The sequence below is a fragment of the Paenarthrobacter sp. NPDC092416 genome, from assembly GCF_044755025.1.
Lineage (GTDB): Bacteria > Actinomycetota > Actinomycetes > Actinomycetales > Micrococcaceae > Arthrobacter.
This window is the reverse complement of sequence record NZ_JBIVQG010000005.1, coordinates 66,424-77,291: the sequence shown is the minus strand read 5'-3', so window position 1 is coordinate 77,291 and position 10,868 is coordinate 66,424. Positions and strand designations below refer to the sequence as shown.

At 55.1% G+C, this 10,868-nt stretch carries 9 protein-coding genes and 1 pseudogene; 3 read left to right on the top strand and 7 right to left on the bottom strand.

Translation table 11 applies throughout. The features are described from left to right. Positions 1 to 3: 3 nt before the first annotated feature. From ACIQC5_RS11485 to ACIQC5_RS11475, 3 genes are all read left to right on the top strand, one after another. Positions 4 to 1,038, top strand: a complete 1,035-nt coding sequence (locus ACIQC5_RS11485) for a hypothetical protein (protein ID WP_400281922.1) — start codon at positions 4 to 6, stop codon at positions 1,036 to 1,038. After that, the gene (locus tag ACIQC5_RS11480) at positions 1,035 to 1,931 is read left to right on the top strand and encodes a phosphotransferase (RefSeq protein WP_400281919.1); all 897 of its coding nucleotides are present in this window, start codon (positions 1,035 to 1,037) and stop codon (positions 1,929 to 1,931) included. The genes ACIQC5_RS11485 and ACIQC5_RS11480 overlap by 4 nt, the downstream gene beginning before the upstream one ends. A gap of 1,045 nt (positions 1,932 to 2,976) precedes the next feature. Further along, complete coding sequence (locus ACIQC5_RS11475) at positions 2,977 to 3,288, top strand: hypothetical protein (RefSeq protein ID WP_400281916.1); 312 nt, start codon at positions 2,977 to 2,979, stop codon at positions 3,286 to 3,288. A gap of 340 nt (positions 3,289 to 3,628) precedes the next feature. On the opposite strand, the gene ACIQC5_RS11470 is transcribed toward ACIQC5_RS11475, so the two are convergent. The 7 genes and pseudogenes from ACIQC5_RS11470 to ACIQC5_RS11440 form a co-directional block, all read right to left on the bottom strand. Continuing rightward, the gene (locus ACIQC5_RS11470; protein WP_400281913.1) at positions 3,629 to 4,429 is read right to left on the bottom strand and encodes a polyprenol monophosphomannose synthase; all 801 of its coding nucleotides are present in this window, start codon (positions 4,427 to 4,429) and stop codon (positions 3,629 to 3,631) included. Positions 4,430 to 4,581: 152 nt separating this feature from the next. Further along, positions 4,582 to 5,418 (bottom strand): SAM-dependent methyltransferase, encoded by an 837-nt coding sequence (locus ACIQC5_RS11465; RefSeq protein ID WP_400281911.1) that lies wholly within the window; start codon positions 5,416 to 5,418, stop codon positions 4,582 to 4,584. Between the two features lie 72 nt (positions 5,419 to 5,490). Next, the gene (locus tag ACIQC5_RS11460) at positions 5,491 to 5,766 is read right to left on the bottom strand and encodes a hypothetical protein (protein ID WP_400282438.1); all 276 of its coding nucleotides are present in this window, start codon (positions 5,764 to 5,766) and stop codon (positions 5,491 to 5,493) included. 141 nt (positions 5,767 to 5,907) lie between these two features. After that, positions 5,908 to 6,777, bottom strand: a pseudogene (locus ACIQC5_RS11455) (FAD-dependent oxidoreductase); the annotation flags it as partial. Between the two features lie 2 nt (positions 6,778 to 6,779). After that, positions 6,780 to 7,907 carry a terpene synthase family protein gene (locus ACIQC5_RS11450; RefSeq protein WP_400281909.1) on the bottom strand — a complete coding sequence of 376 codons (1,128 nt, stop codon included), beginning with the start codon at positions 7,905 to 7,907 and terminating at the stop codon, positions 6,780 to 6,782. Between the two features lie 53 nt (positions 7,908 to 7,960). Further along, positions 7,961 to 9,388: a cytochrome P450 gene (locus tag ACIQC5_RS11445; protein WP_400281906.1), complete on the bottom strand. Its 1,428-nt coding sequence runs from the start codon at positions 9,386 to 9,388 to the stop codon at positions 7,961 to 7,963. Between the two features lie 51 nt (positions 9,389 to 9,439). Further along, a complete protein-coding gene (locus tag ACIQC5_RS11440) occupies positions 9,440 to 10,510 on the bottom strand; it encodes a polyprenyl synthetase family protein (protein WP_400281903.1) in 1,071 nt (356 codons plus the stop codon). Positions 10,511 to 10,868 lie beyond the last annotated feature (358 nt).

Below are 10,868 nucleotides of genomic sequence, written 5' to 3'. Positions count from 1 at the left end.
AATATGATGAAATTTGCCAACTCCGATGCAGTCATAAAGCCCGGCCACGGGTCTCCCGTCAACGAGCTGTCAATTTACGATGCGGCCGAACAGGGAGTAAAGTCCCTCTCCAAGAACGGATACGCCGTTTTCCGTATCGGCCGCCTTCGGTTGGGCCACGACGAAAGCCGTGACGTCGCCGAACAAATCATGCGTGCCCTTGCTGCGTCGATGATTCAAAGTGGGGCGCCCGGTGATCTCTACGTAGAAGTCGACCTGCCTCAGACAACAATCATGCCCAACGAGGCTCCGACCCGGAACATGCTCATGCATCATGACGGGCAGCATTCCTCATACCTGACTCCTAGCAGGGAACTAGTCGAAGACTGGCACGAAGATGAAAGGGTGTTCTCTGCGACCGGGTTCACGACAACCCACACGCATAAGCTTTATCAAGGCATCTTCATCTCCGATCCTGGTCAAGGGCTCAGTGTCACTCCTCACGTGGACTTGGTCCGTGTCGTTCTGGACGCGGCGGCCAGACAGGGGTACATCGGGGTTGAAAGCGCAAGTCGATGGTACGCGGCGAATTTGCGCTCTGCCGTCGATGAACGTCCCGTTCACGGAAGCAATTACCCCACTCTTGCCGGCATGCTCGGCGTCGGGACGACGAGTCTAAGGGGGACACCCTTGATTCGTGAGGAAGCCCCCGTTGCTCTGGAACATCGGTTGCTGTTTCCGGATCTTGAACCACTGATTGCCCGGTGCCCATGCGGGCAGTGCATGGGGGAGACGCTAAGGCTTTTCTGTCACGTTGTTTATCAGGGGCTGGAGCTGTCGGCTGCTGACTTCAAAGCTGAGTACGAAACCTGTTTGGTCAGTGAACAGTTCGACTTGCTCGTCACGAATAACATCGGCTCAATGCACGCTGGAAGGGAAGGCGGAAGCTCCCGGGTGCTTCACCCCTTCTACCTGACCGTCCCCAGGCCCGGTGGCGACGCATACGAGCGGTGGCTGCACAACACTTGGATCTCTTCGGCAGCTGTGGTCCTTCAATGAGCAAGGAGCAGTGCTGGCGACCATTAGATATCGCAAAGGCAGCCGCCGCCCGTAGGGGCGCGCATCAAGTCGTTCTCGCCGGTTCCGGAACTGAGTTCCTGTTCTTCATCGCCACCAAAGACGGCCGACAGGAGGGATACCGGATCCCAAAGACTCCCGAGTTCAACACCGCGAATAACCCTGGTGTGGTGGCTCGTGACTTGCAGGTTCAAGAGATGGGATTGGCAGATTGGGCCACGAGCAACGGGATACCCAGTGCGGAGCCTCTGGACCTTTTCGACCTGCACGGGTACCCCGTCCTCGTCCTGGAAGTCGTTGAAGACGACGGATCGGTACTCGACTCGTCAGCGTTGGGCGCGATCATTTCGCGAATGCACGAAAAGCCAGTACCATCATTGGACCTCGTTGCGCAAAATGGGAGTCCAATTTATTCGAGGATTGTGGAGCGCCTGGTCCAGCGCTACGACGTTTTGGGGAAGTACACCGAGCTGCCCTTGCTTCCACCGAATCCGGAGCTCATCGGTAGCCTGGAGAACAATTTGGGGCAGCCTCTTCTAACACATCTGGACCTACGCCGCCAGAATGTGCGCGTCCGGAACGGCCAGCCACATTCCATTTTTGACTGGAGCAATGCGCTGGTCGCAGCTCCGGAAGTTGAGCTCGCCCGTGTCCAGGAATATGCGGCAATACCTGAGAACGGGCTGAACTACGAGGAATTCCACGCCGGATATGGTCAACAGGGCGGAGGTGTCACTACTGACTCGCCGGCGTGGCCAATCCTGAGGCTGGACACGGCAGCAATGCTGGCCGTGGTCTTCAGCTCAGTCGCCCCAAACGAGGATTTGAGGACGAAGTTTCTCGGAAGAGTCCGAGAGCTGGTTTCTCAATTGTGAGACCGCTCTATACATCTCCCAACGTGGCGGACTGGGTGCACAACCCAAGGGCGAACATCCCGATCCGGATTCACGTCTGAAGATCGTGAGTCGTTGCGGGGTGTACCGCGTTCTCGCCAGCACTATCAGTTTTATGGGCGCCTTCTCACTTACGCCATTCGCGCTGGTGGCGCATAATTCGGTCCAAGGGAATTGTAAGCCTGGATCCTCAAGAGCTATCTCTCGTCCCGATTTCGGCGAATTACTATGATCAATGCGGCGAAGACCACTGTGTAGAGCGAAACAATGCCAATGAGCATCGTGATGGTCCAAATTCGCTGCCAACTCTCCTTGATTGTCAATGTAATACTTGCAACGGTGGCGAGTATCCCGACGGGGAGAAATGAGATCAGCCGTAGGAGGAAGGTGACTGCAGGCGAGGTACTGGCAGACGATGGGGGTGGATCGAGCGTTGGTCGAAGGGTTGTTTCGACGGGCTTTGTCTTCATTTTTGTGTTCCCATGACACTAGAAATCTACTTGAAAAGTAGATGCCAGTGTCGAGGCGCATTAGCTGACGATGCGATGATCCAGCAACAGAACGAATGTTGTAGTGTCGCTGGCCAATTCCTCGGTATGTCCCCACTCTCCGTTCCGACACTGCAGGAACGATTGGGACGCGCGTCGTTCTTGTTGAGGCAATCGCTGGGAAGGTGTTGTGTTGCGCTCAGTTCAGACACTGCGTGGACGTCAAAGTTGAGAGGGTCCCAGGAGGTTTCGGTGATACCAACCCCAAATTATGCGCAATTGCAACCGTGGAATGTCAAGCCTAAGTGCGTTCGGCCTGTTTCCTCCCACATGGCTTCAGTAATGAAGTTCCGGGAGGGTAGCAACTCCTCGCCCGAACGATCCGTTGCCGGGCCTGGTTGGAGCTTAAATTTCGCCCGGCCACAACATAATGACTGTTATGTTGTGGCCTCTTCTCGTCGTCCCGCTATGCGCTGTCTGGCGGCCAACCCCTTGCCTGCCTGTCGCTATCTGAATGGTCCTTCGTTTACGATCCGTCCATGAAGAGATTGCTCCACGCCGAGGTCCGCAAGGAACAAGCTGAGGCCATGGAAGGTGGTCGCAAGCTTGAGCGCGACGACATCAACCGCCTGGTCGAGCAGTTGGAATTCCTGGATTCGTCCTGTGCGGCCTACGATTCAGGGTCACGGTCGGAGGCAAAACGACTCGCCACCACAGTGCGCGTCCTTCTGCATGACACGAAGCAGAGCACCAGCCTCCTGGCAACCAACGCGATGGAGGAAGCATTTGGTGTGTGGGCCTATGCTGATGCAGGCTGCCGATGTGGGCTTCTGGGCCTTGCAGAGTCTTGATTGCATCCCCAGAGTCGGCCCTAAGCCTTCGCCGCTGCCATCTCTTCCTGTGTTCGTTCTTGCCGGATGTGGTCGTCTTCGAACTCTGAGACTGCATCCGGGCAGTTTTCATGGCCGCCAACACCAACATCGAGATTTACCTTCGGCGCCAGGAACGGCCACATCGGCCCCGGCACTCCCACGGTCGACGACCAAGTTTTCGTCGCTGTCTGCACGTGGGGCAGTATCGCAGTGATGGCTGGACGCTGTGCACCAAAGTGGCCGCGTATGACTGAATGGACTTTATTAGGCAGCTCAGAGGCTGTCTCGCGTTGAATCTTGTCCGTACTGGCCCAAACAATTAGATCAGGGTGTCGTGTTCTTTGATCGGCATCTGGTCGCCGCCTTGGATTCGGTCGCGCTGTTCGAATGAGCGGCGCTGTGCCCGTAGTCGCCAAGGGGTAGCGGCGGACTCGAGTTGCTCACGAAGATTCATCTTTGACGCTCCTTCCGTTCGCTCCTCAAATCGGATGGGTACTTCTGCAATATCAAGGCCCTGAAGGGCAGTCCGGTAATTCATCTCAACTTGGAATGAATAACCGTTACTCTCAATAGTTGATACGTCAATTTTTTGGAGGGTTGATGCCTTCCAAGCTTTGAACCCGGCTGTTGAATCCTTGACCTTGAGTCTGAGGATGGAGCGAACATAGAAATTGGCCCATGCTGAAAGTGCCTTTCGATGCCAAGGCCATTCAGAAGCGGTGGAACCGCCCGGTACGTAGCGTGAGCCGATGACCAATCCTGCGTCTGTTGTTTGGAGGCGTTCGACCATTGCTGGGATCACAGAAACAGGATGCGACAAATCGGCGTCCATCTGGATGATGATTTCCGCGTTTTCGGTCAATGCGCGAGTCATCCCAGCGATGTACGCCCGTCCGAGGCCATCCTTAACCGTCCTATGCAGTACAGAGACCGTACTGTTGGATTTCTCAGCCAACTTGTCGGCTATTTCCCCCGTTCCGTCTGGGGAATTATCGTCGACAACAAGAACGTGGAAATTCGGCAGACTGAGCTGACTTAAATGATCGACAAGCACCGGTAGATTCAGTCGCTCATTGTACGTGGGTACGACAACGGTGATTTTGGGACTAGCAGCGGTCAAAATTAAACTCCATGTTTCTTGTCATTATTCTGGCAGACCAAGTTCAGCGCCAAGCGAGATTGCCCGGTGAAATTATAGCGGCTCAGTTTACTATAGGTAATCTTGCTGGTCTTCTGAAAGCGCCACTCTGGCAACGATGTCTTGGTTTAGACTCAGCGAGTGTGCTTTCCGTGACGAGCCACCATAAGCATGTTTGTTGGCAGACCGGCGTTGAAGCAGGCCTGGAAGACCAATTTGCACTGTTCCATTACGGCAGCGTCATAGACTTCATTGAGTTCTTCAGCCTGGCGGTTGAGTGACTCGATCGTGTGAATCTGGTGTCGACTCGTTTCGGCTGTGATGTCGCGGAACTCCAATGGCAGGAGTCCTGCATTGATCAATGCCGCCACATAGTCATCGAGCCGCATGAAGGGGCTCTGGAATGCAAGCTTCCTGTAGTTATCGACGACTGTTCGCTCGTGCGACGTTGGTTCGGCTATCTCGATCCGGTCGGTCAGGACCAGTTTCCCACCTGGGCGCAAAACGTGGCTTATGTTCTTGAACACTCGGGGTCGGTCAGACATATGAACCAAGGACTCTATGGCGATCACTGAGTCGAAAGACGAGGCCGGGTAGGGCATATCTTCGGCATCGACGGTCTCGAACATCACACGATCAGAGACGCCAGCGACAACGGCGGCTTTGTTCGCTTCCGCGATCAGTTTTGGACTGGTTGCAATTCCGACAATCTCTACATCGACAGATTGAGCGATGCGAATTGCTGGTGCACCGAGGCCGCAACCCACATCAAGAATTCGGTCGCCTGGCTGTGCTTTCAGGAGCTCCGCCACAACGTCAGTCATGCGAACGGTAGCTTCCTGCAGAGTGCTCTCGTCCGCAGGGGAGTCCCAATACCCGACATGGACGTTGGTGTCGATGCGGCTGAACATAGGAATGGCGTTGTCGTAGAAATCAGCAACGGCCTTTTTTTCGGGTACATACACAGTCACGAGGTTCTCCTATGGGTTGTTTGCTGAAGAGGGCACCGTATGGAGACGGATACCGTCATTAAGAGCTGTTTCCTAAACCCAGCTGACGCCGAGCTGTTCCGCTGCTTTGACGCCGGAAGCACATCCAGCTTCATGGAAGCCGTTGCCGTGATAGGCGCCAGCCCAGGCCAGAACATCGTCTGACATATTGCGGAGCTTATGTTGTGCTTCCACGCTGGCGCTCGTGAACAGCGGGACTTCGTAAAGTTCGCGAACAAGCACCTTCGTGGGATCTATTGCGTCGATGGGGTTGTACGTCTTCAGATAGCGGACCCCTGTCTCCAGGTGGAGTGCCTTAGTGACGTCCACATGACAATTGCCAAAGGGCGAGGTATCTGTGGCGCACGTCAGGCGCATCATCAGTCCTCCCTGACAGTCGTCAGCAGGAAGCACGCTTTCGTCGGTATGCAGTACAACTGCGACCTTTGCGAACTCAAAGGCACCAAGAACCTCTCGTTCAACCTGGCTTGGATTTTCCAGCATTCGAAGGGCCTGGAGCGGATGCACCGCGACTACGGCTTGGTCGAAGACATGCTTCAGTCCAGTTGCATCAAGGACTTCGACGCCATCCGTCTTTCGACAGATAGAGCGTACCGGAGTGGCCAATCGAACATCGGTCAGTGTTTGGGCTATTCGGCTCACATAGTTTTGACTCCCGCCCTCGACGGTTCTCCACGAGTTCTGAACCTCGGGACTCGACAGCGGTGCCATGGATTCCCTCAAGAACTGTATGGGCATTCGGTCAAGGTCTCGCGAGCTGAGAAGAAACCACGGGCCAATCCGTGGATAAAGGAAATGATGTGTGAAGTATCGGGAGTACCCGTGTTCCTTCAGGAATTGTCCGGTGGTTTGAGCGACATCCCTGCCATCGACCAGTTCGCTCAGCTGAGGACCGAAGCGGGCCATGTCCGCGGCAAAATTGCGCCAATCATCATCGGCAATGTCCAGCGGTTTTGGCGGAAGCCCGCCAGCACCCAAAGTGTCCCCGTCCATGTGTCTGAATTGGCAGTCGCCACAGACGGCATCAGTGGCTTGCACAGCGGGCCGACTTTGGATCCCAAGCTCATCAAAGAGTCTTATAAGATTCGGATACGTCACTTGATTGAATCCGACGAATCCAAGATCAATGTGAAACGGGCTGACTTCGGTTCGCGTGTCTGCGTTGCCACCTAGACGGGACCTCGCTTCGAAGACTGTGACATCGTGCTCCCTCGACAGAACGTAAGCAGCCGTCAGACCGGATATTCCGGCCCCAATCACCGCTGTCCGTTTCTTCCCACGAGACCTCAGATCGGGATTGCCGAGAACTTTGGCAGCCATACTCATGCTTGCAGCGACCTGGTGCTCGTGACCGATTCGGCTGACAACGGGACATCCGGGAAGAAGGTATGCGAAGGTGTCAGGCGCACGTCGCCAGTTAGTACGCCGTTCCAAACAAATCCATCACCATGATAACGAGGGGCCATGTACGACCAACGCTGGTTTGCTGCGCCTATGTGCTGGAAGGTCTCAAGAGTCCTGAGGAGGCCCGGTACTTCCGCCAGCGCAGAATTCTGAATCTCGGCGAAGAGACGAACGGCATCGTCCTGACATAGGTCGATCATTTCTGCGACCTTGTCCAATGCTTCTTGCAGAGAGAGGCCTTCGGCTCGACGCAACACACAGATGGCATTGTTGTGGTCCCCACGAGCGCATTCAGCCCGGAAGGAGAGAAGGTCGTTTGGCAGGTACCAATGGTCCATGACACTTCGCCAGTATCGATCTACCAGTTCGTTGCTGAGGACTTCTGGCGGCAGATCAACGCCCAGAACGTACTCAGTGACGACGTGGAAGAAGAGTGTTGCCGAGCTGCCTCCCACGGACCGCAACTCCATGTAGCTTTCCAGATCCGTCACCTTTTGTTCCAGTAGCTCCGAGGCCTCGGTGCCGATGGTGACGGTGCTGTAGTAACGGAATGCTTCAACCAACCGTTTGAACATCGCAGGGGTCGATTTCGCGCGGAACCGCGAAATCAGGTCGTAGATACTCTCCATGGCCCAAGGCATTTCGGGGGGTACTCCGCCGGCGAGCATCGTTTGAAGATCCTGAAGGTACTTTTTGACTGACGCTTGGCGTGTGCCATCGGAACTGTTGGGGTCGGTCCTGAGTACGGCAACGTCGTTGTCGTGTATGAAGAGCCAGTCGGTGAGGTCGCAGATGTCCAGAACTTTTTCCGCGTCGAGATCGTAGTACGACATACATACGAACAGCGCACTCAAATTGTCTTTGAGTACCTTGTTTGCCAAGTTCTCGTCGTTTGGCAGCAGTTGCCGTCGCACCCACTCTTCGTGGCTCCTAAGAATTTGGTAGTAGTCCGGATGCAGGCCGCAGCTGAAACGCTGTGCAATCCGAGGAAACTGCACGAGTGTGTTTGGTTCCAAACCTGGGCAGTCTGGCAGGGTTTTGAGCATGATGGACTCCTTGGGGCAGGGGGGACGAGGACTTGATCGCGCGGCTGTGGCGGCTAGGCGGAGTCCCGGCCGTAGGGGCAGCCGGGTTGGCTTTCATTTGGTGCAGCACTCACATGCTGCGGTCGACCTAATGTCCGCTTGTGGACTTTCAGTTGTAGCTCCTTGGGTTCCAGAACCGCTCGGCCGCCTCGAGGTTGCACCACGGCTCCGACCGGCTTGGTCAGAATCCACCCCCTCGATATGGTCGCCAGCGCCGTGATTATTTCAAACAGCGCAAAGTCGTTGCCTATGCATTGGTGGACTCCGGCACCGAATGGAACATATGAGCCACGTGGGCGTTTGGCGATCTCATCGGGAAGCCACCGATCCGGATCGAAGTGCTTGGGGTTCGGGTACCAGCGGGGATCGTGGTGGATTGCGTAAGGGCTGAAGAACACAATTGTGTCCTTCGGGATGAAGTGGTCCCCGAGAGCTGTGTCTTCGATCGTTACGCGGGGGAGAAGCCATGCCGGTGGATAGATCCGTAGTACTTCGCTCACAACTCTCGCAGTGTAAGGAAGGCGGGAGATGTCATCGGCTGTCACTGGACGCTCGGCAAGTACTGCGACGGTTTCGTCGTGAATACGCTGCCCGACCTCCGGATGTTCGCTAACCAAATGGAGCGCCCAGGCCAGCGTGGTGGCTACGGTAGCGCTTCCGGCTGAGAAGAGTGTTACGACCTCATCCCGTAGTTGTTGATGAGTCAAAGGGTTTCCTTGCTCATCGCGGGCAGACAACAATTCAGTGAGGAAGTGCTGTGAGTCGTCGTTGTGTGCTCTATGGTCAGCTATTACGTGGTCTGCAACGGCATGAAGAGTTTGTTGCGCCCGTGAAAACTCTCTTGATTCAGGTGTTGGCACGTGATGCATCCATTTGGGCATGAGACTTCGCCAGCCGATGCCCCGGGAGGCTGTAGCGACCGAGTGCATGATCTGCTCGGTCATTTCGTCTGTGAAGCCGCCCTGATAGAGACTTTTACCTATTACGGTCACTGTTAGTTTCGACAGGTCATCCCACATGTCTATCGTTTGACCTGTCTGCCATGCCCCGATCATCAGGTCAGTTGCTTCACGCATGGCAGAGTGATATTCCGGTATGCGGGCCTTCCGGAAGGCTGGCTGCATCAAGCGGCGCTGCCTTCGGTGATATGGACCCTCGCTAACAGCGAGACCGTTCCCTACAAAGCGACTGCTCGTCTCATAGAGGGGGCCCGACTTGATGAAATCTCTAGTGCGGGCAACCAGCAGTTCACGGACGAGAGTCGGGTCGTTGACAATTTGGCCGTTCTTGCTGCCCAACTTGATGGAAGTCACAGCTCCCAGACTGCGCTGCGTTTCCAGGAACTTTTGGGGACGAAGCGCGAAGCTGAGCGCGTGTCCGAAAAACGGCAATCTCCCCGGTACAGGCCGTATATCCAGGGCGTTGAGTGCAGAAGTAGTCATAGAGAATCCTTGGGATGGGAAGCCGTTGGTCAGTCTGGCGCAGCCGCCGTTCTAGACGGTTCGAGCGATCGTGTTCGATGCGAGATGGCGAAGAGCGGTTGTCGCTTCGGGTCTTATAGGGGCGGCATCTAGATTTTCGACGGCCGTACGATATCGGCGGGTGATCAATTCCTCAACCACCTCTTTGGCTCCCGTGGTCAACAGAATCTCGCGGGTTTCCTGTGCGTCATCGTCGGTAAGCTGAGCGTTGCCAAGGTTTTTTCGGAGTATCCGCGCCTGTGATTTCGTCGCCCGCTCATATGCGGAACAGACCAGAACGGTGTGTTTTCCTTCCCGGAGGTCGTCGAGCGCAGGCTTACCAGTTGTCTTGGGGTCACCAAAGATCCCTAGGAGATCGTCCCGAAGCTGAAAGGCCTCACCTAGTGGAAGCGCGAACTCAGAAAGGGAACGAGTTTGCTTCTCGCTGGCTCCGGCCAGCAGGGCGCCTATCTGAATCGGTCGTTCAAAGGTGTATTTCGCTGTCTTGTATAGGATGACTTTCCACGCGGAGGCCAGGCTGGGTGTGGTTGGAGCGCTGGCCAGGAGGTCCATGTATTGTCCTACAGCCGTTTCAGTTCGCATCAAACTCAAAACTGTGTACGGCACGGCCAGATGATCCTCCTGGGGGAGTTCGGGCTGAATGAGGTCATAAGACCAGCCCAAGGCCAGATCACCTAACAAGATGGCCGCGTTGGTTCCCAGGATGTCTGCATTTGGCAGGTATTGGAGATGCGAGGCCAAAGCATGCTGAGCTGTCGGCAACCCGCGACGCGTAGCTGATTTATCCATGATGTCGTCATGGATGAGCGCAAATGCATGGAAGAGTTCCAGGGATGCTGCGATCCGGTAGACCAGCTGTGGTGGGACTTGATCGCTGATACTGGACCAGCCAGCAATACACAGAAACGGTCTAATTCGTTTTCCACCAGCTGCGAGCATCTTGCGAAGCAGATCTGTGAATACTGAGATCTCTGGACCACAAGCGGACTCATCTTGACGGTCTAGAAAAGTGCGAAGTATAGAATCAACATGTTGTTGAACGTGTCCCACGTCCATAATCGGATCAGCTTGCAATGTTTTCATAATTCACTGTCCCCCACAGGAAAGTCGTGGTGATCCGCTTGGGACTTCCCGCCCTTCTTCTCAACCGGAACGACACTAACACACCGCCGTTTACCGTCTTTTGACTTGACACGATCGTTGATATGTCGTAATGGTTGTTGTTAGTCACAGTTCAGAGCAGAGTGTGTGGATTCCGTTGGCGGGCGAAAGTTTCCAATGCGAATGCTGAATAGGTAGGATTGCGAAGTGACAAATGGGCGGATAGGGTCCAGAAGCGTTTTTGCTTGAAAGTTTCAGCACGCTGACAAAATTCCCGGACACTAGCACTTTGTACAGGCATCAAGTCATTTAGGAGTGAATTCCAGTCTGCACCGATGAA

Bases quoted from the DNA above. Each gene is read 5' to 3' on its own strand.
- ACIQC5_RS11475 (WP_400281916.1), top strand. From the start codon at position 2,977: ATGAAGAGATTGCTCCACGCCGAGGTCCGCAAGGAACAAGCTGAGGCC.
- ACIQC5_RS11450 (WP_400281909.1), bottom strand. From the start codon at position 7,907: ATGCTCAAAACCCTGCCAGACTGCCCAGGTTTGGAACCAAACACACTC.
- ACIQC5_RS11440 (WP_400281903.1), bottom strand. From the start codon at position 10,510: ATGAAAACATTGCAAGCTGATCCGATTATGGACGTGGGACACGTTCAA.
- ACIQC5_RS11480 (WP_400281919.1), top strand. From the start codon at position 1,035: ATGAGCAAGGAGCAGTGCTGGCGACCATTAGATATCGCAAAGGCAGCC.
- ACIQC5_RS11445 (WP_400281906.1), bottom strand. From the start codon at position 9,388: ATGACTACTTCTGCACTCAACGCCCTGGATATACGGCCTGTACCGGGG.
- ACIQC5_RS11485 (WP_400281922.1), top strand. From the start codon at position 4: ATGATGAAATTTGCCAACTCCGATGCAGTCATAAAGCCCGGCCACGGG.